Annotated in this window: 18 protein-coding genes; 9 read left to right on the top strand and 9 right to left on the bottom strand. The window is 58.3% G+C overall.

From position 1 onward, the window contains the following. Window positions 1–15: 15 nt before the first annotated feature. The gene (locus tag JS530_RS05865) at window positions 16–1,362 is read left to right on the top strand and encodes an ROK family protein (RefSeq protein WP_214376250.1); all 1,347 of its coding nucleotides are present in this window, start codon (window positions 16–18) and stop codon (window positions 1,360–1,362) included. A gap of 151 nt (window positions 1,363–1,513) precedes the next feature. Here the strand turns inward: JS530_RS05865 and JS530_RS05860 are convergent, their stop codons facing one another. From JS530_RS05860 to JS530_RS05845, 4 genes are all read right to left on the bottom strand, one after another. Beyond that, complete coding sequence (locus tag JS530_RS05860) at window positions 1,514–3,043, bottom strand: carboxylesterase/lipase family protein (protein ID WP_214376249.1); 1,530 nt, start codon at window positions 3,041–3,043, stop codon at window positions 1,514–1,516. A gap of 127 nt (window positions 3,044–3,170) precedes the next feature. After that, window positions 3,171–4,466, bottom strand: a complete 1,296-nt coding sequence (locus tag JS530_RS05855; RefSeq protein WP_214376248.1) for an MFS transporter — start codon at window positions 4,464–4,466, stop codon at window positions 3,171–3,173. Between the two features lie 256 nt (window positions 4,467–4,722). Next, window positions 4,723–6,207: an alpha/beta hydrolase domain-containing protein gene (locus JS530_RS05850; RefSeq protein WP_214376247.1), complete on the bottom strand. Its 1,485-nt coding sequence runs from the start codon at window positions 6,205–6,207 to the stop codon at window positions 4,723–4,725. An 8-nt stretch (window positions 6,208–6,215) separates the two neighbouring features. Then, window positions 6,216–7,511, bottom strand: a complete 1,296-nt coding sequence (locus tag JS530_RS05845) for an MFS transporter (protein ID WP_214376246.1) — start codon at window positions 7,509–7,511, stop codon at window positions 6,216–6,218. A 324-nt stretch (window positions 7,512–7,835) separates the two neighbouring features. Between JS530_RS05845 and JS530_RS05840 the strand changes: the two genes are divergently transcribed. The 3 genes from JS530_RS05840 (at window position 7,836) to JS530_RS05830 (ending at window position 11,599) form a co-directional block, all read left to right on the top strand. Next, window positions 7,836–8,432 carry a TetR/AcrR family transcriptional regulator gene (locus tag JS530_RS05840; RefSeq protein ID WP_240541110.1) on the top strand — a complete coding sequence of 199 codons (597 nt, stop codon included), beginning with the start codon at window positions 7,836–7,838 and terminating at the stop codon, window positions 8,430–8,432. Window positions 8,433–8,605: 173 nt separating this feature from the next. Next, a complete protein-coding gene (locus JS530_RS05835; protein ID WP_214376244.1) occupies window positions 8,606–10,138 on the top strand; it encodes a DUF5605 domain-containing protein in 1,533 nt (510 codons plus the stop codon). A 69-nt stretch (window positions 10,139–10,207) separates the two neighbouring features. Further along, window positions 10,208–11,599 (top strand): MFS transporter, encoded by a 1,392-nt coding sequence (locus tag JS530_RS05830; RefSeq protein ID WP_214376243.1) that lies wholly within the window; start codon window positions 10,208–10,210, stop codon window positions 11,597–11,599. A 47-nt stretch (window positions 11,600–11,646) separates the two neighbouring features. Here JS530_RS05830 and JS530_RS05825 read toward each other — a convergent pair whose 3' ends face one another. From JS530_RS05825 to JS530_RS05815, 3 genes are read right to left on the bottom strand one after another with little or no spacing between them, the layout of a single operon-like run. Then, window positions 11,647–12,633, bottom strand: a complete 987-nt coding sequence (locus JS530_RS05825) for a TDT family transporter (protein WP_214376242.1) — start codon at window positions 12,631–12,633, stop codon at window positions 11,647–11,649. Then, window positions 12,630–13,559 carry an alpha/beta hydrolase gene (locus JS530_RS05820; RefSeq protein WP_240541109.1) on the bottom strand — a complete coding sequence of 310 codons (930 nt, stop codon included), beginning with the start codon at window positions 13,557–13,559 and terminating at the stop codon, window positions 12,630–12,632. Before JS530_RS05820 ends, JS530_RS05825 begins: the two co-directional genes overlap by 4 nt. Before the next feature lie 57 nt (window positions 13,560–13,616). Further along, a complete protein-coding gene (locus JS530_RS05815; RefSeq protein WP_214376241.1) occupies window positions 13,617–14,909 on the bottom strand; it encodes an MFS transporter in 1,293 nt (430 codons plus the stop codon). Window positions 14,910–15,106: 197 nt separating this feature from the next. Here JS530_RS05815 and JS530_RS05810 point away from each other — a divergent pair, with 197 nt between their 5' ends. After that, window positions 15,107–15,757 (top strand): TetR/AcrR family transcriptional regulator, encoded by a 651-nt coding sequence (locus tag JS530_RS05810; RefSeq protein ID WP_214376240.1) that lies wholly within the window; start codon window positions 15,107–15,109, stop codon window positions 15,755–15,757. Between the two features lie 77 nt (window positions 15,758–15,834). Here JS530_RS05810 and JS530_RS05805 read toward each other — a convergent pair whose 3' ends face one another. Beyond that, window positions 15,835–16,428: a TetR/AcrR family transcriptional regulator gene (locus tag JS530_RS05805; RefSeq protein WP_214376239.1), complete on the bottom strand. Its 594-nt coding sequence runs from the start codon at window positions 16,426–16,428 to the stop codon at window positions 15,835–15,837. Window positions 16,429–16,670: 242 nt separating this feature from the next. Between JS530_RS05805 and JS530_RS05800 the strand changes: the two genes are divergently transcribed. From JS530_RS05800 to JS530_RS05785, 4 genes are all read left to right on the top strand, one after another. Further along, complete coding sequence (locus JS530_RS05800; protein ID WP_214376238.1) at window positions 16,671–18,923, top strand: exo-alpha-(1->6)-L-arabinopyranosidase; 2,253 nt, start codon at window positions 16,671–16,673, stop codon at window positions 18,921–18,923. A 194-nt stretch (window positions 18,924–19,117) separates the two neighbouring features. After that, window positions 19,118–19,591 (top strand): MarR family winged helix-turn-helix transcriptional regulator, encoded by a 474-nt coding sequence (locus JS530_RS05795; RefSeq protein ID WP_214376237.1) that lies wholly within the window; start codon window positions 19,118–19,120, stop codon window positions 19,589–19,591. A 146-nt stretch (window positions 19,592–19,737) separates the two neighbouring features. Further along, window positions 19,738–21,537 carry an ABC transporter ATP-binding protein gene (locus JS530_RS05790; protein ID WP_240541117.1) on the top strand — a complete coding sequence of 600 codons (1,800 nt, stop codon included), beginning with the start codon at window positions 19,738–19,740 and terminating at the stop codon, window positions 21,535–21,537. Next, window positions 21,534–23,549 carry an ABC transporter ATP-binding protein gene (locus JS530_RS05785; RefSeq protein ID WP_214376235.1) on the top strand — a complete coding sequence of 672 codons (2,016 nt, stop codon included), beginning with the start codon at window positions 21,534–21,536 and terminating at the stop codon, window positions 23,547–23,549. Before JS530_RS05790 ends, JS530_RS05785 begins: the two co-directional genes overlap by 4 nt. Before the next feature lie 29 nt (window positions 23,550–23,578). On the opposite strand, the gene JS530_RS05780 is transcribed toward JS530_RS05785, so the two are convergent. After that, the gene (locus tag JS530_RS05780; protein WP_214376234.1) at window positions 23,579–25,462 is read right to left on the bottom strand and encodes a PfkB family carbohydrate kinase; all 1,884 of its coding nucleotides are present in this window, start codon (window positions 25,460–25,462) and stop codon (window positions 23,579–23,581) included. Between the last annotated feature and the right edge of the window lie 234 nt (window positions 25,463–25,696).

The following is a 25,696-nucleotide window of genomic DNA, read 5'->3' as shown; positions in this document are numbered from 1 at the left end:
AATAATGGATGCAAGATGACCGGAATCAAGACTATGGCGAGGAAAATGGACAGCCGCGATGTGCGCGACCGCAATATCGCACTGGTTCTGGAACAGCTGGTTGACGGCGAATCGCATTCACGCACCTATCTTTCGAATGTAACCGGTCTGACCCCGGCAACGTTGACGTCGCTTATCCGCGACCTTGCCGAAGCCGGCATCATCGAACAGGTGGGCGCAAGCCAGAGCGGCGTGGAAGGGCCACGGCGCAAGGCGATGTTTGCGCTGGGCAATCATTCGTTTCCTGTGGTGGTGCTGGAATTGCGCAAATCCGAAGTGAAACTGGTGTGCCAGACGCTGCGTGGGTGCACGGTGCTGGATGAAACCTATCAAGCTGATTTCCGCGGGAAGAATATCGGCGATTTCGCGCGATTCGTGGCGCTCCGTATCTGCGCGCTTCTCGATGTGCTGGCTCAGCAGGGCATTGACTCGCTGCCATTGGTCGGCATCTCGATTCCGGCACCGGTATACGCCGATCTGCGCACGATCCCGGCGGCAATCGATTTCGGATGGGATCACGCGGATGTGGTCGCATTGATCGAAGAACAACTGCCGCAGGCATGGTATGAGCATGTACGCTCCCGTAAGGCCGATGCTCAGGGATGCGACGTGGCGGCAGGACTTGCGATACTGCGTGACCTGAAGATCGTGCTGGTCAATGACGGTAGCGCTGGCTTATGGGCAGAGCGGCACTACCTGCAACGCTCAAACGGCGGCATCTCGCCGGAGGATAGTCTCAATCTGCTGTATTTCAAAACCGACTTGGGCGTCGGCGGCGGCGTGGTGCTCAACAACGAACTGTATTGCGGCTCGAAAGGCATGGCCGGCGGTCTGGGTCATATGCCGGTCGCCAATAGCGGCCGCCATTGCCTGTGCGGTCGCACCGGTTGTTTGGCTACGGTCGCAGCCCCCGAAGTAATGATCGACGATGGGGGATTGCGTGAATTCGCGTCCGAGCATGGCGATGTCGCAGCCCTGAAAGAGTTGCGGCGGTTGGCCAAGCTTAATATCGAGCCGGCGCGCTCCACCTATGATCGTGCGCGTGACGGTGTCAAACAGGTGCTGGCCGGTGCCATCGCACTGCTGGTTCCTGACTGGGTCATCTTCGGTGGCTATGTGATTCATATGATGGATGAGCTGTTCAGTGAGCATGATCTTGCAACGATGAAAGTGTCGGGTGTGCGAGGCATGCTCGCAGGTCATTACCGTGATGATGCGGCGATGCCTGGTGCGTTGCTGATGATGCGGCAGAATCTGTTGAGTAACGCCGGTCGCCTGATGCACGGTGAGAATCTTGTGCTGCGAGTGGGGTCGGCAGTGTAACCGCGTGGCGCTTGGTGCTGTACTGCGGTGCCGTTGAGGCAGGGCAATGCGCAGATGAGAGAGATATAGCGAAAGGGTGTTGTCATACACTGCAATCGTGTATGACAACACCCTTGATACTGCGGGGCTACTGGGATTATTGAGTCACCGGTCAGTGTGTAGCGAGTTCGACCAGCTCCTTTTCGAACAGGTAGGCATGATCGTCGTACCGTTCGCTGCCGAGGAATTGGATTGCGCCGCAGTCATGCTCCGCTACGGATGGCGCGTCGAGTGTGCCGTTGGTGATGAATTCAACCCATCGGCCATGAATCGCATCGGCGAGCGGTTGCGAGGGGTGATCGCCCAGCACTTCGCGCACCTTCGGCTCATCCAGCACATTGAAGGCGTAAGGGATTTCGTCGCAGTGCATGGAGGCGTTGGACACCGAAGACATCTGTGCGAAATCGTACAGCCATGTGCGCTCGCCGGCGCCGGATTCCTTGCGAATCAGCGCTGTATGTGCCAGACCGAGGGTGAACATGTGCTCGGTGAGAATCTGGCCACCGACGAGATGCTCACCGATGCGATGCACCTTGGAGGAGAACCGGGCAATGGCCTCATCCGAGATTCCGGCATCATGCAATGCGGCCTCCTCATCGGCCAACGTGTGCGCGGTGGGCACGGGGAACGAGAACTCGTTGCGCACGGTTCCCGCCAGCAGCGCCACACCGGATCCCACGCCATGGCGATACGCTTCACGTGGGGCTTCGGTGAGCACGTCGCCATCCACGGTGGGGGCGTAGCCGAGGCTGGAGTCGCTGATGAATCCGCGCTTCATGATGCCGATGAGCTCGTCGATGCTGGATGCGCTGGAAGGAATCTCCTTGATGTCGTTGAAATCGCGCTCATGATCGAGAATCGTGTTCTCATCGACCTGCGACCATGCCTCAATCGTGGGATTAATGCCAAGAGCATCTGCCATGGCTCGGCCGATGGCTTCCGCCTGCTCGACGGTGACGGCGTTGAATGCACCGGACTCGCTGATGACGCCGCGGAACAATCCCTGTGCCTTCGCAGAGCCCAGCAGGGCGAGCACACTGCCGCCGCCGGCCGACTGTCCACCGATGGTGACCTTGGCAGGGTCACCGCCGAACTGTTCGATGTTCTCCTGCACCCAGGTGAGCGCGGCGATCTGATCGAGCAATCCGCGGTTGAGCGGCGCGCCGTCAACCCAGCCGAAGCCTTGGAAACCGAGACGGTAGGAGATGGAAACCGTCACCACGCCGTCGGCGTTGAATTCGCGGCCGTTATACCACGGGGAGGAGGGGGAGCCTGCGAAATAGCCGCCGCCATGAATCCACACATAGACCGGCAGATGCGCGGACGTGTCTCGCGGCGCGGGTGTGAACACGTTGACGTTGAGCGTGCTGTCTCCCGGAATTGATGGTTCGGGAATGGTTACGGCCGGGCCGAACGGACGGCGTTGCGGCGTGGGCCCGTATTCCACGGCCGGGCGGATTCCATCCCATGCCGCATGCGGCTGAGGGGCTTGGAAGCGTAGGGTGCCAACGGGGGCTTCAGCGAAGGGGATACCCAGGTAAGCGGCGGACGACGCGTTCTGCCAGCGTCCGTACACGTCTCCGGATGTGGTGTGCACCACGGGTGCGCGATGCGTAATGCCGTAATAAGGATTGGAAGTCATGGTAATACTCCTACATCGAATGCGATGCATGTGATGAGTCGGGTTCGGGCAGTGGTCGCCACCCGAACCCGTGGATGGTTGTGAAGGTTGGCGCTGCTGCGTATGCGGAGGGCGCAGCATTACCGCATCACTTCACGGATTTGATCGGCAGTACGAAGATTGCCGAGAAGACCACGGATGCCGCCGAGTAGATGAACAGCACCTGGTAGTTGCCGGCGAACAGGCTCAGCAGACCGGCTGCGAACAACGGGGTCAGCATCTGCGGAATGTTGGAGGCGATGTTGAGCACGCCCAGATCCTTGGCGGCATCCTCGCCGGAGGGCAGCACGTCGACCATCATGGCCATGTCGACGCTGGTGTAGGTGCCGTAGCCGAGGCCGAGCATTGCGCTGTAGACGTACATGCCGGGGATGGTGGGCCACAGCAGCGGGATCAGGATGAATCCGCCGATGAACAGCGAAGCCACACCCACGAAGATCTTACGACGGTTGAACTTGTCGGACAGACGGCCGGCGATAACGGTGGATGCGGTAACGGTGACGAGCTGAATCAGGGACAGGATGGACACCACATTGCCCGCGGTCTTATCGTCGGCACCGATGTAGTCGGTGATGATGTATAGCTGGTAGTTGGTGATGGCCTGGTAGCCGAGGATCATGAAGAAGCGGCCGAGGAACGCCCACCCGAAGTCCGGGTGCTTGCGCGGGTCGACGATGAAGCTCTTGAAGAACTGCAGCCAGTTGATCTTGTCAACGGGTTCGCCTTGGTTCGGGCGTCCCGGATTCACGATGACGAACAGAATGCAGACGACAATCACCAATGCGCCGAAGAACGTGTATGCCACGCCGATTTGGCTGAGCAGCTGGCCTGCGACGATAACGCCAACCGTGCCGCCCACGGACATGCCGGCACCGGTCAGGCCAGAGGCGAGACCACGGTCCTTGCTCTCAACACGGTCGGAGATGATGGCGGACAGCGGTCCCTGGAAGGCGTTGAGCAGCACCTGAATGCAGACCCATGCGAACGCGATCCAGAAAAGACTCTGTGCGAACTGAATGGCGATGGTGCACAGGCCGCCGCCGATACCGCCAAGCAGCAGCCACGGTGCGCGACGGCCGAACTTAGTGCGGGTGCGATCGGAAAGCGCGCCGACGATGGGCTGGACGAAGATGGTGGCGAATGCGGAAATCGAGGTGACGAGTGCAAGGTTGTTGACTGCATTGGCTGGGTCGAGCAGACGCAGCTGCTGCGGCAGCAGAACGGCCACCAGTCCGGCGTAAGTCATGAACAGGCTCATGTAGCCTGCTCCAAGCGAGCCGAGGAGCACGTTGCGGCGACGCTTGGAAATCGGCATGATGGTTGGTTGTTCGTTTTGTGCGTGAACGGCGCTCAGGGTTTCGTTCTGCGCGGTTGGGTCGGTCATATGCGATTCCTCCTTTGGAATGCGTCCAGGTTTCGTCGTCCTTGGCGAACTGGTACGTTGTGCATTGACAAACCAATTAATTTCAACCATTGAAATTAACTTGGATGCAAGTAATTATTGCATAGAGGGCACTTAATTTCAAGGCTTGAAATTAAGTGCCCTCAAACCGGCCTGTTCCTTGGTATGCGCAGCATTGCGCCGGCGTGTCGCATAACATAATGACGGACAACTGTACCGGCGCTCCATATCTATGTGTTTATCTCAGGCCACGCTCCTCGGCTTTGGATACTGCGAAACGTACTAGGGCGTCAGCATCCTCCTGGCAGATGAATCCATGCGTCACTTGTCGGAACGTGTGCCGCTTGCAGAGTTCCTCGTAATGTTTCAGCGTTCCATACAGGTGGATAAGCATAGAAGCGGGGAAGGGCTCTTCATGGCCGTAGAGGCCATCGATGCCTTTGCCGTACATGCCTTCTGACTTCGGATTGATATCGCTGTAGCTGTAATAGGTGCCGGTGGGGTAGTCGAGCAGGCAGGTGCGCAGCCCACCAATCGAGTTGCCGAATGCGTCGCGCACATTCGTGCCGTTAGCGTTCGTGTGAATTGGTTCGCTCGGCTCCGGTGCCACTCCGGTTTCGATCCAGCGGAACAGGTTGCGTATTGCTGCGGCTACAAGGAACTGTGAGGGATAGTTGTTCGGCTCCTTGTTGAAACGTCCGTCATAGCCGAAAAGCGCATTGACTCGTTTAAGGCCGGGGTTGTCCTGATAGTAGTCAGTCAGTGTGTAACGGGTGTCATGGCTGGCTCCGGTGATGTCATAGTGGCGGCACATGAATTCGGGTTCGTCGCCGTCAGGGCGGGGCACATCGTGGGCGCCGAGGGATGAATTCTCGCTTTCTGTTTGCATGATGATGCAAGGATTGCGAACGGTGCGGATTTTCGAGATGCCAAGATCGGTGAGAGTGGACAGCACTTCGTATTGGTTGACCGGAGTGGGTAGGAATCTTGGCGGTCCCGCTGCGATGAATCCATCGAACACATCATGATCGGTGGCCCTGCGGTAGGTGAAATCATTGACGTATCGGATGAGATAAGCGGCGGATTGCGACCAGCCGGCCAGCGCGATGTGCTTCGGATGATAGTCATGCAAAGGGTTCTTGGCATCGTTGGAACGCAACAGTAGTGCCAGATCGGTGAGCATGTCCCAGAACAAGCCTGGCTCGTAACTGATGTCGATATCCGGCATAATGCGTCCGTTCATTGCAGCCAACTGTTCGTCGGTAAAACCGAAAGGCGTATTGGGAGTGGGGTTCGCCCAGTTCATACTCGAGTACCGGTCATGGTCGAATTCCAGTAGCTTGGCGATGGTGTTGGGTTTGCTGGTGATACCCACGTAGATATCGCCTCGCCTGATCATTTCCGTATGCCCAAGCACCCACATGCGTTCAAGGTCAATGAAGGCCGAGGGGTTGATGATCTCCACAACGACATTGCCGCTGAACGACCGTGTATCTCGAGGAGCGCGCACAATAAAACGATTGGTATAAGGGGCGTTCGGCGTTCGTACCCCGATGGTTCCGTCTGCGTGGGTCTCGTACACGTTGGCTGTGCCGGACATGTAGTATTCGGATTCGATATAGCCGTTGCGGTCGAAGTCGCAGCATTGTGCCGCGCTGGCGAACGGGCGGGAATCTTCGGTTACCGGAATCGGGCTTATATCAGTGATATGAATGTCTGTCATGATAGTCCTCACTTGACTTTCTTGATGAAGATAATGCTAACCGCGCCAAGCAGCACTGCAATGATTGCGGCGGGGAATGCGAGCTTGTAGGAATTGGTGGCGATAACGATGGTCGATGTGCACAGCGGTGCGAGAATCTGACCAAGTGTGTTGGCAAGGTTCAGAATGCCGAGATCCTTACCGGCTTCCTCGGCGTTGGGCAGCACGTCGACGTTCAATGCCTGATCAACTGCCGTGTAGACGCCGTACCCGAGGGAGGCGACGCCGGCGAACACCAGCATGCCCATCTTGGTGGGGGATGCGAATGGGATGGCCAAACCGATGCACAGGATGATGGAAGCAATCACCACTGGTGGTTTGCGCTTGCCCATCTTATCCGAGATTGGGCCGGCCAACAGGGAAATAGGCAGTACGATGACGGTGCTGATGAGAGACATCTGGGAGACCAGAGCGGCAGCATCGGTGGATTCCAGGCCGATGTAGTTCATGGCGACATACAGCTGGTAGCCCATGATCATGTAGTAGCCGACCATCAGCAGCATGCGTCCGACAAGCGCCAGGTAGAAGTCTCGAGCGCCCTTGGTCGGTGGTCGGAACTGCATGACGATTTCCTTGACGCTGATGTGTTGGGTGTCTGCGGTGGTGGAGGGGAGCTCCTTCGGGAAGAGGAACACGGTGAGAATGCCGGATATGCACAGCAGTACGACGCCTAGGATGAAGCCAAGTCGATCGTTGTTGATGAATGCAGAGCCGGCAATAGTGCCGATAGAGCCGCCCACGGTGCTGCCCGCTCCATAGAACGCGGACATAGTACCGCGGATTTTTGAGGGCACGCGGTCGGAGAGGATGGCAATGCATGGGGCGATCATGATGTTAATGCCGATTTGGAAGAACGACCATCCAACAACAATGCCCGCGACGCTGGTGGCGATGGATGTGCAGTAGAAGGCTGCCGCGGCAACGAATCCGCCGCAGAAAATCCATGGGGTGCGCTTACCGAATCGAGACCGCGTAATGTCGGATAGCGCGCCGAACACGACATTGGCGATCAGTGCGAAGATGATGCTGATCGAGTTCATCATGCTCAATATGGTTTCAGGTTTGCCGATATTGAGATAGGTGAATCTGTTGGGGAGCAGCACGCCTGCGCCGATGGCTCCTGCGGTCATCCATGTCAGGCCGAAGAGCAGGAAGCCAAGACCGAATCGTGTGACTTGGGCTTTGGTCAGCGGTTTGCCGGTGTCTGGTGCGAGATTGTCGATACTGATTGTTGGTTGCGCCGCAACCGTTGCGGTGGTGTCCATATAACACCCTCCTTGGTGTTAATGCGAGTGGATAAACGACGCTGTTCCGGACAGGTAGTTATTTATTACTACCTAGTAACTTAAGAATATAAATGGCTTGTATGTGTCTGTCAAGAAGGCGTGTCGTTCCGCCTTCTCTGTGGTGAAAAAGCAAACTTTGTTACTATACGGTAAGTACTGATTTGATGCCGATTATCGGGGAATACTGCCGATGCTTCACATCTGGAGGGTGAGATGAAGGACCTGGAAGAGCGGTCTCGTATTGCCGAACTGATTAACGGACATGCTGCTGGTTCACCGAAGAGGGAAGCTGCGAAGAAGCGCATGAGTTCACAAGAGCGTTTCAATCAGATTGTGGATGTGGCGGTGAGGCTCATCGGTGAGAAGGGTTACTACGGTATGTCCTTGCAGGATATTGCCAACGAGATTGGCATTTCCCAGACGGCGGTGATTCATCGAGTCAAAAGCAAGCAGGGGCTACTGATTGCGGTGATCGAACGGCATTACGACAAAGTGGATGCCGTCGAGCGGTATTTGTCGCAATTCGTGGGAGGAGGCTCGCGCGAAGGCGATAGGCCTAGAATTCCCGAAGTGCTTCGTGAGGTTGTGGCGCAAAATGCTGCACAGCCTGAAATGGTCAAAGTATTCGAGATGCTCAACGCGGAGGCCATGTCGCCGGCGCATCCCGCCTATGCGTATTTCGCCGAGCGCCCTGCTCGCTTGGCGCAGCAGTTCCGCGAGCATGATTGGCTGGTTCCCGATGGGGTGGACGGGGAGTTCGTGTATATGCTGGCGAACGCTACGATGTACGGTCTGGAAGGCCGTTGGTTGGCTAACCCGGACACGATTGATTTCGTGGCCGAATGGGAACGATATTCGGACTATCTGTTTCCGTCCCCACAGTGGGATGGGTACCGTTGATGGTTCGTTCACGGCGTGTCGGTGATTTGACTTACTTCGCACATCGCTGATAAGTTACCTATCAGTAACCGATAATGAATGAGTTCCGGCATTCATTGTTCGGTTGCTATTCGATGAACATGAATTATCGCGCACGAAGTCGTGCGCATGCTTCAACGATAAAGGTGATAATCATGACAGTTGCTCAACCGGCTACCGAGCAGTACAAGGTATTCGAAATCAACCTGACCGGAACCTCTCAAGGCAATCCGTATGAGGATGTCGTGCTGTCGGCGAGTTTCTTCAACGCGTTGACTGGCGAGAAGATGACGGTGAACGGGTTCTACCGTGGCCAAGGAAGGTACAGTATCCGATTCATGCCAGCGGCTATCGGAGAATGGTCCTATGTCACGCATGCCAATGATTCCACACTCGATGGCGTGAGTGGTTCATTTGTTTGCGTACTCGCACGTGGGAACAATCATGGTCGCGTCATGCTTGCCACGGACGTACAGCGTGGCACTGTGCTCGTTACCGGCGAAGAAGAGAATCTGAGCTACCGGTTCTCATATGAGGATGGCACCCCATACCAACCCTATGGCACCACCTGCTACGCGTGGACCAACCAGTCAGAAGACGTTCAAGAGGAAACGCTCAAAACGCTTGCACAAGCACCGTTCAACAAAATCCGCATGTGCGTGTTCCCTAAATTCTACGACTTTAACACTGCCGATCCGGAGATGTTCGCATACGAAGGATCCATGGAACAGGGCTTCGATCATCGTCGTTTCCATGAGCCGTTCTTTGAGAATCTGGATCATCGCATCGCCCAACTGGACGCACTCGGCATAGAGGCGGACATCATCCTGCTGCATCCGTATGACAAGCCGGAATGGGGCTTTAGCGACATGGGTGCGGACGATGACATGTTCTACTTAAGCTACATTGCCCGACGGTATGCCGCCTATAAGAACGTATGGTGGTCGTTCGCCAACGAGTATGATCTCATGCCGCAGAAAAGCAAAGAGGATTGGCGCCGCTACGCTCGCGTGGTAATGGCGAATGACCCCTACAATCATCTCCGCTCGATTCATAATTGCCGAATCCTGTTCGACTACAACGAATCTTGGATCACGCATTGCTCTATCCAACGCATCGATGTGACCCGCACCACCGAATGCGTGTCGGATTGGCGCAAGCAATTCCATAAGCCGGTGATTGTGGATGAGCCTGGATATGAGGGAGACATCTATTGGGGGTGGGGCAACCTGACCGCGCAGGAGGAGACCCGGCGTTTCTGGGAAGGTGTGTTGCGTGGCGGCTACGTGACCCATGGCGAAGTGTATATCGACAAAGGCGAACAGCTATGGTGGGCTCATGGCGGCAAACTGCATGGCGAATCTCCGTCACGCATTGGTTTCCTGCGCTCGATTATGGCCGAAGCTCCAGCGGATGTAGTGCCTATTCGCGAGACGCCTTACGCATCCGAGGACTACTGGGATGTCACGGTGATGACCAGCGGTGAGGATTGGCGACTGTTCTACTTTGGATTCAATGCCTCGCTGTACCGAGATATGGTGCTCCCGGAGAACGGCGAATATACGGTGGATGTCATCGATACGTGGAATATGACCATCGACCGTCTGCCCGGCACCTACCATGGCAAGGCGCATGTCGATCTTGGTCGCAAGCAGTACATGGCCGTGCGAATCTGCAAAGTCGCTTGATTCGTTCGTATTCGTTGTTGAGTAGTTTTCAGGCTCCCCGTATGGGGAGCCTTGTTTCTAGGTTTTTCTATGTCTCAATACACTGTACAACCATCAAACAAACTGTCATTCCTTACCAAATTCGCCTTCGGCATGGGCGATTTCTGGACCTCCATCGGCAACATCGCCATGTCTACGTACTTGACGATGTTCTATACGGATGTCGTGCGTCTTTCCCCGGCTATGGTCGCGTCGATGCTGCTTATTGTGCGACTTGTGGTCGCTTTCTGGGATTTGACCGTTGGTATTCTCGTGGACCAAACCAAATCGCGCTGGGGCAAGGCCCGCCCATGGATGCTCTTTGGCGGCATCGCATATGGCATCGCGTTCCTGTTCCTATTCGCTGATCCGTTTGGCAATTCGCTGGCGGGCGTCATCTATGCTTGGGCTGTCTATGCGATAGTCAATGTCGCGTATTCCACAGTCAATGTGTCATATGCTTCGCTTACATCGTTGATTACTCACGATACCGACGAGAAAACCCAACTGAATATCTTCCGCATGACGCTCGCCAATATTGCCGCGATGCTCATGTTCGTGCTGGTGATGCCGGTAGTCGGCTTGTTCCCCGGTTCGTCGTTCGGTTGGAGCTTGTTCTTCGGCGTAATCGCTGTGATGATTCCGTTCGGCTACTGGTTCACGTTCGCAAATACGCGCGAAATCGTAGGCAATGAATCCGCTGGGAACGGTTCCCGAGCCTCCGGTACCGGGCATCACGCTGTCGCCGATCATTTCCGCGCGCTTGCTCGCAATAAGTACTGGTGGTTGACGCTTGGTCTGAACTTCGCGCTGTGGATGTACAACGGAATTGCCAACGGCATGGCCGCATACATCGCCAAATATGTACTCGGCAATTCCAATCTGACCGCAGTCATCGGATTGGCGACCGTGATTCCGCTGGTGATTGGCCTGCCATTCGCTGGTCCGCTGGTCGCACGGTTCGGCAAGCGTAATTCATCACTAGCTGGACTGGCACTGGTGGTTGCCGGCAGCCTGCTGGTGTTGGTAAATCCAAGCAGTCTATGGGTTTTCTTCGTTTCGATTATCGTGCGCATGGTCGGTATTGTGCCGATGAATGCCGCTCTGAATGCGATGAGCGCCGATGTGGTGGAATACGGTGAATGGAAAACCGGTGTACGCTCCGACGGTATGGTATTCAGCTCATCCAGCTTCTCCATGAAGGTGGCGATGGGTGTTTCCGCTGCGGCTATCGCGTGGATTCTCGGCATGAGCGGTTACGATGGCGGCGCAGCTGAACAATCCGCCGTGGCGATTGCTGCTATGGTTAACACGTTCGTATGGTTGCCGATTGCGATGGTCGTCGTTATGGCTGTGTTGCTGTGGTTCTATGACCTTGATACCAAGGTTGCCGGCATCGCAGTCGAATTGGCTGGACGCCGACGTCGGACCTGGCATGGGTGATTGACCCATTATGGCAATATGCTCGGCGGGCGAAGATGCATGCGAGATCATGCATGTATCGCTTGCCGAGCAATCCCGACGAACGTTACCGTCGCCAATACAATCATGCCTCCGGCGAGCATCGTTTCCCCGATCTGCAGCCAGTATGCCCACTGCGGCACCTGCCACCCAGCCTGCTCGAATATGATCAGCGCATTCTTGAGCGCGGTGGCGGTGATTACCAGCGGGAAGGTGAACGCCGCATACGCGGGGGAGGGTGGCGTGGCCAGCATCCACGGCAACAGTATCGCGACGAATGCAAACAGGAGTTGCGAACAGGTGAGCAGCATCAGCATGAATAGTGGATTATGCACAGTGCTGGTGCTGAAGTATGAGGCGACCAGCAGACTGATGGGCGCACTGTAGATGGTCATCGTGGGCCGCAAGCCAGTCGGCAAGCCATGCCAGGCGATACGGCTGGAAATCAACACCAGCATGATGATGTCGATAACGAAACCGATGACATAAATAATGTGTCCCGCCCATGCGAGGCCAACGGTTCCGGAAGTCACAGCAGCCACCAGAATGCCCACGAAGCCGACCAGCCATGCCGGGCACACGGTAGTCAAGCGAAACTCGCGCACAATGAAAGTCCACGCAAAGTACATCATCAGCGAGGCGATGCACAGTACCCCGCACCACCAGATGATTTGCGCGCACAGTAAGCCTGCGGAACCAAAGCGAGCGAAGTAGGTGCCCAGTGTGATCAGCGCCATCGGCATGGTGGTGGCCAGCGGCGCAATCATCGGATTGCGATAGTCGGCGGCCAGCGCGGCGCGTACCGCGGTGCTGCGGATGGCGATGCAGTGCCTGGCCAATACCGGTATCAGCAGTGTCAAGCCGAGCACCGCGCCGATGATGTGCGTCGGCGCCCACCATGATTCCGGCAGTAGGGAGGTGGCGAGATTGCCGAACGAGAACGCGGCGAGCGCCACACCTGCCTGAGGCAGTGGTGTGGCGCTCGCGATGGCGAAGGCGCGCGATGCGAAGCTCACAGATACCGCCGTGCGAATCGAGCGATATCGTCAATAACCTCCAAAGCCTCGGCGTTGGAAGCGTCGCCGGCCTGAGTCACGTTGAAGATGTGACCCAGAACCTTGCCTTGGCCGAGCGGCCACATGCGCAGTTCGCAATCGCGGTTGCGGTGCACCATGATGCGTGCCAGCTCAAGGGAATTGTCGGCGAGCACATCCTCATCGCTGGTGATGAGGTAGGTGGGAGGCAGGTTGCCGTCCACGATCAGGCGGTCGAGATCGTTCTTGTATGGCGCAATGGCGATGATCTCGCTTGGCTTGGTGAAGTAGGCGGCGGTGTAGTAGCTGATCAGCGGCTCATAAACGCCACCCTCCAGACGGAACATGCCGGAGGTCGCCACGAAACCGAGCGGGGTCAGGCCGCTGGGAGCCATGAACCAACGCGAACGCACCACCTTGGAATTGTTGACGGCCAGCGCATACATGGCCAGCGTGGCACCTGCGGAATCACCGGTGACGAACACCTGATCGGGATTGCCCTGGTATTCGGCGACGTGATCCTTGACCCAAGACATCACCGCCAGAGCATCACCGATCTGATCGAAGAAGCTCACCTGCGGCACAAGGCGGTAGTTGGCGTTGACCACCACGAAGCCCTTGCCGGCCAGGATCATGTCGCGGCAGAGGTTGTTTTCCTTGGTGCCGTAGTAGAGGCCGCCGCCATGGAAGTCGATGAACACCGGCAGCGGCTCGCCTTCGGCAGCGCCTTCCGGGCGGTACACGTCCAGCAGATGATCGGACAGGGCATCATCCACGTAAGGGATGTCCTTGATGGTTTCGATGCCTTCCGGCAAATGCTGGGCTGCAAGATGCGGCGCATCGTTCTTGGCCATCAGTGCGGCGCGCTCGGCCAGCAGATCAATGGCTTCCTGACGATCGACAATCATGATTATTCCTTATTTGTTCTGAGATTTATAGAGTGCGGTTGCGGATGGTGAGTGCTGTTATGCTGCGCTTGCCACTTCGGCTTCGACCAGTTCCTTGTCCTTGTGCTCGTGGAACGGGCGGCCGGCGTATGCTGCGATGACCAGCGCTGCGGCGACCACGTAGATGGCGATGCCGCCGGAGATGGAGACCACGTAGCTGCCGGTGGAGTCGAACAACGTGCCGTGCAGGGTGGTGAACGCGGCGTTGGCGAAGGAGCCAAACATCGAGATGATGGACAGGATGGTGCTGTAGTCCTTCGGGCCGAAGGAGTTGCGGATGACCCACGGGATGCCGACCAGCACGAAGCCCTGGCCGATGCCGGCGAAGAGACCCGCCACGATGGAGAGGGCCTGCATGTGGGAGACCAGCAGGCCGCCCCAGCCGAGGATGCCGATGCAGGTGAACAGGGAGACCACGACGGCCGGCTTCAGGTGGTCGAGCAGGATGCCGATGAGCATCTTGCCGGCGGCGGCGCCGAGCAGGGTGCCGGTCATCACGAGAGCGCCCTGGGAAAGGGTGAAGCCGTACTGCACTTCGTGGGCGGAGATGTGCTGCAGCAGGGAGTTGGAGAACTGCTGGATGATGATGGCAATGGACAGGAAGATGAAGGCGCGGGTCATGAAGGCCTTCTTGGCGTCGAGGCCCTGGGCGGCGGCGTTGGTTGCAGCGCCCTTGCCGGCCTGCTCCTCGTAGCCGTACGGCAGCTCGCCCTTGGTTGGATCCGGAGCGAACTTCAGCGCGAAGATGGAGAACGGCAGAATGCACACGAGCACGGCGATGCCGGTGATGAGGTAGGCGGTACGCCAACCCTGGGCGGTGATCAGGTTGGAGACGACCGGGTTGAAGATGGCGCCGCCGATGCCGGAGATGCCCATGCCGATGCCCATTACGGTGCCGAGCTTCTTATTGAACCAGTTCGACAGCAGCACCGGTGGAGTCAGAGCGATCGGAATCACGTAGGCCACGCCGAGCACGGCGAAGGCCACATCGAACTGCCAGATGGCGGTGAAGGTGGAGCCGAGAATGAACACGCTGCCGGCGAGTGCGATGCAGACGCTGATCACGATGCGCGAATCGATCTTCTTGAGCAGTGCGCCGGCGAACAGCATGGTGATGGCTGCGGTGATCTGCTCGATGGAGAGCGGCAGCGAGACCTGGGAGCGGCCGACGCCGAACTCGGCGGACAGCGCGTTGAAGTACAGGCCCTGGGTGTTGACGATGAGGCCGAAGCCGATGAACGAGAGTACGCAGCAGCCTGCGAATACGAACCACGGCCTCCAAGCCTTGGTCTTCGGTGCGTTGGTGGACATTGTGAAACCTCCTTGTAATCCTGAGAACCCCGTTGTCTCAAGTAAGTAAGTACTTACTTACAAAAAGAGATGATAGCGAGGGGTGCCATTTTCGGCAACGCAACGGTGGCATACGGCGTGTTTCGTTGCACTGCAAGGGTTTTGCGGCTCGGCTATGATGGTATGAGATTGTTGAAGCATTGCAAGAAAGGGTGATTATGGCTGCCGCTGCCTCATCGGATACCGGACGAACGGTTCGTCGCCGCAAAAGTGGAGACGAACGTCGGCAGGAGATTATTCGGGAGGCCACCAAGGTCATCGCCGAGCGCGGATTCTACGGCGCCTCGTTGCAGGAGATCGCGGACGGCATCGGCATCACCCAGGCCGGCATGCTGCGCCATGTGAAGAACAAGAACGAACTGCTGCTGCTGGTGCTGGGGCAGTTCGAATCGGATAATCCCACGCAGGCATGCTTGGATTCCATGGCAAAGGATTATCGCCAGACCGGCAAGCCGCAGTGCTTCCCCGCCATCTACCGCACGTCGGTCAAGCAGGCGCTGGATAATCCGCGCCTGACGCAGCTGTATTTGGTGCTGCGAGCGGAAGCCATGGATCCGCAGCACCCCGCCCATGATTACTTTGCGCAGCGCGGCCTGAAAGGTCGCCAGAACGTGGCGAGCGTCGCGTGGAATGTGCCTGAGCGCTACCGCAATCCACAAGCCCTCGTCGATTTGTATCTCACGATGGGTAGCGCGTTGGATGGTTTGCAGATGCGTTGGCTGGGCGAGCGTGATTTTGATCTTGAACAGCACTGGAAGGTGTGCGAGGACTTCTTCTATCCATTGCCGGAGTGGGAAGGATACCGCTAGGCCGTAGGACAAAGTGATGTCTGCGGCCGATTGTCTACCGGAGCGATTGCTGCGCTGATGCTCGAGGTTGCTTGAGCCTACCGGTACCCGTTCCATTGCGGTAGGGGGAACAGCACTTCCTCACAATCGGCCCACATGGCGTTGAGGTCTTGGTCGGGGGAGCGCAGCCATCGTAGCTGAATGCCGTCCATCATCGAAAGGCCCGCCTGCAATACGTGCTCCACATTCACGCCATCGGGCACGGACCAATTAATGTTCAGCGCGCTGGAAACGGTTTGGCGCTCGCGGTTGACAAAGTATTCATGCGCCGGGTGTTCAGGGTCCAATGCCTCGGCGCTCAGGGTGGAGAACATGTGCACCAATGCGGGGCGCTTGGCGTTGATGGCTACGACCTTGCGCCACATGTCCGCGATAAGCGGCCGGCTCTTGGCAACCATGGCGGTCATGATATCCAAGTTTTCCCCGTCGTACACCTCGCTGAGCACCAGACTGAGCAGACCTTCCTTGCTGCCCACATAGTGCAGCACGCCGGCTTTGGTGAGCCCCACCTCGGTGGCGATGCGCTGCAGGGAGGTGCCGTAATAGCCGAGCTTGCCGAAGGAATCGACCGTTGCCTCGATGATGGCATTGCGGCGATCGTCGGCCTGTGGAGTGGGGGAGTTGCTGCTCATGAAGGCAACCTTACGGTCGGTTAGTAGCGTTTTCAAATGATTCTGGCGTGTTGCGATGATGAATTTGATAATCTACCTACCAACCGGTTGGTCGAGAGAAAACGACCTGGGATTCACGGAAGAATTCCATCGCACGGGTTCGTTGATGTGTTAGCTGGTGAATACGCCAAGGCATCGCATGCCAACCCGAGCCAAACCGCACGGACAGACTGATATCGCACAACTCAAAGAAAGAGGTTCCCATGAGCGAGCAGACTTACCCTTCCGTCAAGGACCTGACCCTCGAAGAAAAAGCGTCCCTTACCTCCGGCGGTGACGCCTGGCACCTGCAGGGCGTCGAATCCAAAGGCATCCCCGGCTACATGATCACCGACGGCCCCCACGGCCTGCGCAAGTCCCTGGCCTCCAGCACCGGCGAAACCGATCTGGACAACTCCGTGCCCGCCACCTGCTTCCCGCCGGCTGCAGGTCTTTCCAGCTCGTGGAACCCGGAGCTGATTCACCAGGTGGGCGAGGCCATGGCCGAGGAATGCATTCAGGAGAAGGTCGCCGTGATCCTGGGCCCGGGCGTGAACATCAAGCGCAACCCGCTCGGCGGCCGCTGTTTCGAATACTGGTCCGAAGACCCGTATCTGGCCGGCCATGAAGCGGTCGGCATCGTCGCCGGCGTACAGTCCAAGGGCGTGGGCACCTCGCTGAAGCACTTCGCCGCCAACAATCAGGAAACCGACCGTCTGCGTGTGGATGCCCGCATCAGCCAGCGCGCCCTGCGTGAAATCTACCTGCCGGCCTTCGAGCACATCGTCAAGACCGCTCAGCCGTGGACCATCATGTGCTCCTACAACCGCATCAACGGCGTGCACTCCGCCCAGAACCACTGGCTGCTCACCGACGTGTTGCGCGACGAATGGGGCTTCGAAGGCATCGTCATGTCCGACTGGGGCGCCGACCACGACCGCGTGGCTTCCCTGAACGCCGGCCTGAACCTCGAAATGCCGCCGAGCTACACCGACGACCAAGTGGTGTACGCCGCCCGCGACGGCCGTATCTCCCCGGCCCAGCTCGACCGTATGGCTCAGGGCATGATCGACCTGACCAACAAGGCCCGTGCCGCCATGAGCATCGAAGGCTACCGCTTCGACGTGGATGCACACGACGAGGTGGCCCATCAGGCCGCTGTGGAATCCATGGTGCTGCTCAAGAACGATGAGTCGATCCTGCCGCTCGACCCGAACGCCGGCGAGAAAATCGCCGTCATCGGCGAATTCGCCCGCACCCCGCGCTACCAGGGCGGCGGCTCCTCGCACATCACCCCCACCAAGATGACCGGCTTCCTCGACACGCTCGCCGAGCGCGGCATCGAAGCCAGCTTCGCCCCGGGCTTCACGCTTGATCTCGAACTGGCCGACCCGGCGCTGGAAGCCGAAGCTGTCGAAGCCGCCAAGAAGGCCGACAAGGTGCTCATGTTCCTCGGCCTCCCGGAGGCCGCCGAATCCGAAGGCTTCGACCGTGAAACCCTCGACATGCCGGCCAAGCAGATCGCACTGCTCAAGCAGGTCGCAGCAGTGAACCCGAACGTGGCCGTGGTGCTCTCCAACGGTTCCGTGGTCTCCGTGCACCCGTGGGCCCAGTACGCCAAGGGCATTCTGGAATCCTGGCTGCTCGGTCAGGCCGGTGGTCCGGCGCTCGCCGACGTGATCTTCGGCAAGGTGAGCCCTTCCGGCAAGCTCGCCCAGTCCATTCCGCTGGATATCAACGACGACCCGAGCATGCTCAACTGGCCGGGCGAGGAAGGTCATGTGGATTACGGCGAAGGCGTGTTCGTGGGCTACCGCTACTACGACACCTATAAGAAGGCCGTCGATTACCCGTTCGGCTACGGCCTGAGCTACGCCACCTTCGAGGTCTCCAATGTCTCCGCCGCCAAGACCGGCGCCAACACCGCGTCCGTGACCGCCAACGTGACCAACACCTCCGCAGTGGATGCCGCAGAAACCGTGCAGGTCTACGTGGCACCCGGCAAGGCGGACGTGGCACGTCCGGTGCACGAGCTCAAGGGCTTCACGAAGGTGTTCCTGAAGGCCGGCGAATCCAAGAGCGTGACCATCGACCTTGACGAACGCGCGTTCGCCTACTGGTCCGAGAAGTTCAACGACTGGCATGTGGAAGCCGGCGAATACGGCATCGAAGTCGGCGTGAGCTCGCGTGACATCGCCGCGACGGTGAGCGTGGAACTTGACGGCGACGGCAAGACCCAGCCGCTGACCGAATGGTCCACCTTCGGCGAATGGTCCGCAGACCCGGTAGGCTCCAAGGTGGTCGAGGACTTGACCGCTGCGGGCGAGGCCGGCACGCTGCCGAAGCTTACCGATAACGCCATGATGCGCATGTTCCTGAATTCCATGCCGATCAATTCGCTGCCCACGCTGATGGGCGAGGCCGGCAAGGACGTCACCAAGTTCCTGCTTGACGGCTACGCCGAACTGACCAAGTAAAATCCTGTACGATTGTGGCTCCCCTCCTTGAGGGGAGCCTTTTGCGCTGTGTGGGCTATGTGTGTGCGACACGCTGATTGTTGCATGTGCAACTGTTGTATATGGTGCATATTAGACTAGTTCGTTGCATATACAACAGTTGCATTGGCGTCATAATCGCCAAACACAATACGACAATCGAATGGGGGAGAGCCATGGATCATCATGCCCTCAGCGTCGAAATGCGCTCACTGAGCAAAGCCGTGGATCGTTATCTGGGCGAAAGCATGCCGGAGTCAGCCCGTATGGCCACCGGCGGCAACGCCCATATCATCATCTTCCTGGCGCGCAATCGTGACCGCGATGTCTACCAGCACACCATTGAGCAGAAGTTCTGCATCACCCGATCCACCGCGTCGCGCGTGCTGACGCTGATGGAAAAGAAAGGGCTGATCGTACGCGAGCCGGTGGCTCATGATGCCAGACTCAAGCGCATCGTGCTCACCGACAAGGCGGATGCCATCGTGGCCGATCTCAAAGCCAACGGCGAGCGCGTCGAACGCCTGCTGCTCAACGGGATCACCGCCGAAGAGCAAGCGTCCATGCGCGACTGCGTCCGGCGCATGCGGGAGAACATCGACGCCGCACAACGAGCATACGAACTGGATATGAAGGAGGAGAGTAAATGAGCGATACCGCAGCCAAGCGCAATGCCGCAGCCGGCACCGTGAGCGCGGAAGACAGCGCAGCCGCCACCGAAGCGGCCATCGAACGGTTGCGCAAAGCCGTCGAACCAGAGCGCCCGAAGCATATCATCCGCACATTGGCCGGATCGATGCGCGAATACACCAAGGAAAGCCTGCTGGCTCCGTTGTTCGTGTTCATCGAAGCCATTCTGGAAATCGTGATCCCCACGGTCATGGCCACCCTGATCGATCAGGGCATCACCGGCGGCAGCATGCCCGCCATCATCAAGTTCGGTCTGATTCTGCTGATCTGCTCGCTGGTCTCCCTCGCCTGCGGCTTCCTGGCCGGAAAGTACGCCGCCATCGCCGCGGCCGGCTTCGCCAAGAACCTGCGCCGCGACCAGTTCGAACAGGTGCAGCGCTTCAGCTTCACCAACATCGACCGCTTCTCCACCGGCTCCATCATCACCCGTTTGACCACCGATGTGACCAACCTGCAGATGGCCTACGGCATGATGGTGCGCATGGGCGTGCGCGCCCCGATCATGGTCATCGTGGCCTGGATCTTCTCGTTCCGCATCAGCCCGTCGATTTCCATGGTATTCCTCGCATGCATCCCGATCCTTGCCATCGGCCTGTGCGGACTGGCCGTGCTGGTGCACCCGGTGTTCGAGCGCGTGTTCCACACCTACGACGCGTTGAACAACGTGGTGGACGAGAACCTGCAGGGCATCCGCGTGGTGAAGTCCTACAACCGTGAATCCTTCGAAATCCACAAGTTCGACCGCATCTCCAAGCGCATCTTCAAAGACTTCACGCTGGCCGAGCGCATCATGAGCTTCAACAGCCCGATTATGATGTTCTGCATCTACGCCTCGATGATTCTGATCTCCTGGATGGGCGCCCAGCAGATCGTGGCCTCCGGCAACAACGCCGCACTGGGACTCACCACCGGTGACCTTACGGCACTGGTGACCTACGCCATGCAGATCCTGATGGCCATGATGATGCTGTCGATGATCTTCGTGATGTTCATCATCTCCCAGGCATCCGCCGAACGAATCTGCCAGGTATTGCAGGAGAAGAGCACAGTGGTCGACCCCGAGAACCCGGTCAAGACCGTGGCCGACGGTTCCATCGAATTCGATGACGTGACCTTCCGCTACTCCGACAGCTCCGAAAAGCCGGTGCTAGATGATATCAACCTGACCATTCCCTCCGGTGCCACGGTCGGCATCGTCGGCGGTACCGGTTCGGCGAAGTCCTCGCTGGTGCAGCTGGTGCCACGCCTCTATGATGTCTCCGCCGGCTCGCTTAAAGTCGGTGGCCGCGACGTGCGCGAATACGATCTCGAAGTCCTGCGCGACCAAGTGGCCATGGTGCTGCAGAAGAACGTGCTGTTCTCCGGTACCATCGCCGAAAACCTGCGCTGGGGCAACCCGGATGCCACCGATGAGGAGATTCGCCACGCCTGCCAGCTCGCCCAGGCCGACGGCTTCATCCAGGAGTTCCCGGATAAGTACGACACCTACATCGAACAGGGCGGCACCAACGTCTCCGGTGGCCAGCGCCAGCGACTGTGCATCGCCCGCGCACTGCTCAAGAAGCCGAAGATCCTAATCTTGGATGACTCCACCTCAGCAGTCGACACCAAAACCGACAAGCTGATTCGTGAAGCCTTCCACCATGAGATCCCGGACACCACCAAGATCATCATCGCCCAGCGCGTGGCTTCGGTGCAGGAATCCGACATGATTCTGGTCATGGACGAAGGCCGCATCATGGCCAGCGGTACGCACGAGGAACTGCTCAAGACCTGCGACGAATACCGCTCCATCTACGAATCGCAGACCAAGAACACCGCGGCAGGCCAAGCCGAACTTGAACAGGCCGCCGCCAAGGAAGCCGAGCGCATGAAGAACGCGGCTGAGGAAGGAGAGGCACGATGAGCGATAAGCAAAGCTTCAAGAACCGCAAGCCCGCCATGGGCAAGCCGGCCCCCGGCACCACCAAGCGCATCTTCGGCTACATCATGCAATACAAGTGGCGTGTGGTGGCCATCGTGGCGTGCATTCTTATCGGCGCCGCCGCGCAAGCCGGTTCCGCATTGTTCCTCCAGTCGCTGATCGACACCTACATCCTGCCGATGGTCGGTGTCAAGGATCCGGACTGGGGGCCGCTGCTGCGAGCGATTACCCTGATGGGCTGCCTGTATGTGGCCGGTATCGTAGCCAGCTGGCTCTGGCAGTGGCTGATCGTCACCGTGGAACAGGGCACGCTGAAGAAGATCCGCGACGACATGTTCGCCCACCAGCAGCATCTGCCGATCCGCTACTTCGACACCAATGAACACGGCGACATCATGAGCCGCTACACCAACGACACGGATACGCTGCGCCAGGCCATCTCCCAGTCCTTCCCGCAGATGTTCGCCGCCGGCATCTCCGCCATCGCCGCCGTGATCTCCATGCTGTGGCTGTCCATTCCGATCACCCTGTTCGTGCTGCTGTTCACCGTGCTGCTGTTCTTCATCGTCAAGACGATTGTGGGACGTGCCGGCCGCTTCTTCGTCAAGCAGCAGCATTGGCTGGGCGACGTGAACGCGTTCGTGGAGGAATCCGTGAACGGCCAGAAGGTCATCAAGGTGTTCAACCACGAGGAGGCCACACAGAAGACCTTCGACGAGAAGAACGAGGAACTCTTCGAAGCCGCCGCCGAAGCGAACACCTGGGGCAACGTCACCATGCCGGTGGTAGGCAACATGGGCTACATCCTCTACATCCTGCTCGCCATCGTGGGCGGCGCCATGGCGCTCGTCGGCGTGGGCAACGTGGGTCTGAACGGCTTCGGCCCGCTGACGCTCGGCACCCTGATCTCCCTGCTGACCCTGTCCCGCTCGTTCATCAACCCGCTTGGCCAGGTCTCCATGCAGCTCAACATGGTGATGATGGCGCTCGCCGGCGCCTCCCGCATCTTCGCGCTGATGGATGAGCCGATCGAATCCGACAACGGCACGGTGACCCTGGTCAACGTGGAACTGGGCGAAGACGGTCGCACGATGACCGAGGTCGATTATGAGACCGGCCATTGGGCATGGAAGCGTGAGGAAGGCGACGACGGCACAAGGTCGTTGAAGGCCGCCGAAAAGCTCCACGGTGCCGCTCGCGAAGTGGCATTGAAGGCCAAGGAACAGGCCATCACCTCGCCGGACGGCCGTCTGACGCTGCTGCAGGGCGACGTGCGCTTCACCAACGTGACCTTCGGCTACAACCCGGATAAGCCGGTGCTGCACGACATCACCTGGTTCGCCAAGCCCGGTCAGAAAATGGCGCTCGTCGGTGCCACCGGTGCCGGCAAGACCACGGTGACCAACCTGATCAACCGCTTCTACGATATTCAGGAAGGTCAGATCCTGTACGACGGCATCGATGTGAAGAACATCAAGAAGCCCGATCTGCGCCGCTCGCTGGGCATCGTGCTGCAGGACGTGAACCTGTTCACCGGCACCGTGATGGACAACATCCGTTACGGCCGACTGAACGCCACCGATGAGGAATGCATCGAGGCCGCCAAGCTGGTGAACGCCGACGGCTTCATCCGCATGCTGCCGCAAGGCTACCAGACCGTACTCGAAGGCGACGGCTCGGGACTCTCCCAAGGCCAGCGTCAGCTGATCTCCATCGCCCGTGCCGCAGTGGCGGACTCGCCGGCCCTGATTCTCGACGAGGCAACCTCCTCGATTGACACCCGCACCGAGGAAGTGGTGCAGGCCGGTATGGACGCCTTGATGAAGGGCCGTACGGTCTTCGTAATCGCCCACCGCCTGTCCACTGTGCGTAACTCCGACGTGATCATGGTGCTCGACCATGGCAACATCATCGAACGCGGTTCGCATGACGAGCTGATCGCGCAGAAGGGTGAATACTATCAGTTGTACACAGGCGCGGTAGAACTCGAGTAGCAATAACGAAACCGACTGAATCCGGCAGGTTACCGTTGAGTGTCCTGCCGGATATACATATCCAGCGTGAGCTGATCGATCAGCGAGGGAATCACGCCCTTGTGCGTCACGGAATAGCCGGCGGCAAGGGTAGCGATTCGTATCGCGTGCTTCAAATCGTACCCATACATCAGATATGCGGCCAGTGCACTGATGAAGGCATCTCCGGCACCGGTACTGTCCACTGAAAGGAAGTCAGCGGCGGGGACATACGCCTCGCCATCACGGCTCAGGAGATAGCATCCGCGTTCGCCCATCGTCACGATCACGCATCCTGCGCCGTGTTCGATGAGATTCGCCGCGCGATCCTCCATTGTTTTTCCAGTGGGTTCGATGATGGATAATTCGTGATTGTTAGGCACCAGAATGTCGGTATTGGCCAGTAGCTCATCCGGCAGTCGTTCGATGGAAGACGGCTTGACGATGGTTTTGGCGTGGTGCTGATGCGCGGCTCGGGCAGCGGTCAATGCGGTTTCGATGGGGATTTCCGTCTGGATCAGACAATATCCGGCGTGTTCGAACAGATGATCGTTGTTGGTGATATCGCTTGGCTGGAGCAAGGCGTTGGCACCGGAAAGAATCGCGATGATGGATTCCCCATCCGGGTCAAGGAAGATGTATGACGAGCCGGTGCTTTCCTCGGCGCATCGTCTCATACCTGCGGTGTTGATGCCGTATTGTTCCAATTCCTTGAAGAGAAAATCGGATCCCGTATCCATGCCGACGTTGCCGATGAGCGCGACCCGATGCCCAAGCTTCGCAGCGCCGATGGCCTGGTTAACGCCCTTGCCTCCCGGATATCGCGCGTCCGATCTGGTGGACACGCTGCCGCCCACATGCGGCAGACGCGGCACAGACATGTAGTGGTCGATGTTGATGGAACCGACCACCAGTACATGCTTGGCGATGGATGAAGGTGGGGCGGCAAGGGTGCTGGTGTTGTCAAGATGGAAATCCTGAACGAAGGACGGATGCTGTTCCTTATCGTGCTCGATCTGCGCGATGAGCTTGGCGCACAGGTATGAGCCGAAATCGGAATTGCGGATGGTGTATGTGGAGATTTCTGTGTTGCTCGGGAAAGCGAGTGCCTCGGCGGTGTCGTTTTTGATGGACACCAGCGAGGCGTCCTCGGGAATCCGGTAATGCAGTGGGCGAACCATTTGCATGAATTCAAGGGCCCTGCGATAGTGGGAGGAGACGAAGCCGGTGATGGCGTGGCTGCCGATTTGCCCGGCGAGGGAATCATCCAATTCGTAATGGACCATGTCATCGTCGAATGGCATTTGATGGTCGAACAGGCATGTGCGGAATCCCTCAAGAAAATCATGGGTGCGTCTGCCTTTGGTCATCAGGCATGCGATATGTCGGTGTCCGCGCTCGATGAGCTCATTGGTCAGTTTGTAGGCGGCTTCCTTATACGGCAGAAGCAGTGACTGGTCTCCGCCGTTGGGGCCGATAGTCAACAGCGGGGTGCCTTGCGGGAACTGTGAGGCATATTCGAGGCTGTTGGGAGTGGCCGGCTCCCAGATGACGCCGTCCACATTACGTCCGCAGACGGCCGCTATATTCTTCAGTTCCTGCTCCGGATCGGAATAGCTGTTGTAGGCGGCGGTGGCATATCCAGCATTCTGCGCCGCCTCGATGATGCCATCTAGCGTGCTATCGAAGGAGATTGGGGAGCGTAGTAGTACGCCGATGGTGTAGCTGCGTGTGCGCTTGGAAGCCGCGGCGTAGGGCTTGTAGTGATATTCCTTGACGATGGCCAGTACTTTTTTCCGGGTCTCCTCGCTGATGGTGGAGTCCTTGCCATTCACGATCTTCGACACCGTCGAAGTGGAGACGCCTGCGATGCGAGCGATGTCCTTGATGTTCATAATAATCCTCCACTGCTGCGCGCCGGTGCACGATGCTGGCGATACCAGTTTACAAGCCTCAAGCGAGGCGATAGGGCGTTCTTCGGTTGTGTCATCGGTGTTTGCTGCGTTTTTAGCCCCTCTTCAACCCGCCGGGTTGACACGATGCGTGGTTCCGGTTACTCTAAAGCTAAGAAAACACTTTAGGAAAATGTTTTCTTAGTATTCCGCAAAGCAAACAAGGAGGCTTGCAAG

It is taken from the genome of Bifidobacterium colobi (genome assembly GCF_018555455.1).
GTDB lineage: Bacteria > Actinomycetota > Actinomycetes > Actinomycetales > Bifidobacteriaceae > Bifidobacterium > Bifidobacterium colobi.
The sequence above is the reverse complement of the archived record's forward strand: the minus strand, read 5'-3'. Positions and strand labels throughout refer to the sequence as shown.

Coding starts and splice junctions, on each gene's coding strand:
- JS530_RS05835 (WP_214376244.1), top strand. CDS start 8,606: ATGACAGTTGCTCAACCGGCTACCGAGCAGTACAAGGTATTCGAAATC.
- JS530_RS05840 (WP_240541110.1), top strand. CDS start 7,836: ATGAGTTCACAAGAGCGTTTCAATCAGATTGTGGATGTGGCGGTGAGG.
- JS530_RS05800 (WP_214376238.1), top strand. CDS start 16,671: ATGAGCGAGCAGACTTACCCTTCCGTCAAGGACCTGACCCTCGAAGAA.
- JS530_RS05830 (WP_214376243.1), top strand. CDS start 10,208: ATGTCTCAATACACTGTACAACCATCAAACAAACTGTCATTCCTTACC.
- JS530_RS05805 (WP_214376239.1), bottom strand. CDS start 16,428: ATGAGCAGCAACTCCCCCACTCCACAGGCCGACGATCGCCGCAATGCC.
- JS530_RS05845 (WP_214376246.1), bottom strand. CDS start 7,511: ATGGACACCACCGCAACGGTTGCGGCGCAACCAACAATCAGTATCGAC.
- JS530_RS05810 (WP_214376240.1), top strand. CDS start 15,107: ATGGCTGCCGCTGCCTCATCGGATACCGGACGAACGGTTCGTCGCCGC.
- JS530_RS05780 (WP_214376234.1), bottom strand. CDS start 25,462: ATGAACATCAAGGACATCGCTCGCATCGCAGGCGTCTCCACTTCGACG.
- JS530_RS05785 (WP_214376235.1), top strand. CDS start 21,534: ATGAGCGATAAGCAAAGCTTCAAGAACCGCAAGCCCGCCATGGGCAAG.
- JS530_RS05790 (WP_240541117.1), top strand. CDS start 19,738: ATGCGCGAATACACCAAGGAAAGCCTGCTGGCTCCGTTGTTCGTGTTC.
- JS530_RS05815 (WP_214376241.1), bottom strand. CDS start 14,909: ATGTCCACCAACGCACCGAAGACCAAGGCTTGGAGGCCGTGGTTCGTA.
- JS530_RS05795 (WP_214376237.1), top strand. CDS start 19,118: ATGGATCATCATGCCCTCAGCGTCGAAATGCGCTCACTGAGCAAAGCC.
- JS530_RS05820 (WP_240541109.1), bottom strand. CDS start 13,559: ATGATTGTCGATCGTCAGGAAGCCATTGATCTGCTGGCCGAGCGCGCC.
- JS530_RS05850 (WP_214376247.1), bottom strand. CDS start 6,207: ATGACAGACATTCATATCACTGATATAAGCCCGATTCCGGTAACCGAA.
- JS530_RS05865 (WP_214376250.1), top strand. CDS start 16: ATGACCGGAATCAAGACTATGGCGAGGAAAATGGACAGCCGCGATGTG.
- JS530_RS05860 (WP_214376249.1), bottom strand. CDS start 3,043: ATGACTTCCAATCCTTATTACGGCATTACGCATCGCGCACCCGTGGTG.
- JS530_RS05855 (WP_214376248.1), bottom strand. CDS start 4,466: ATGACCGACCCAACCGCGCAGAACGAAACCCTGAGCGCCGTTCACGCA.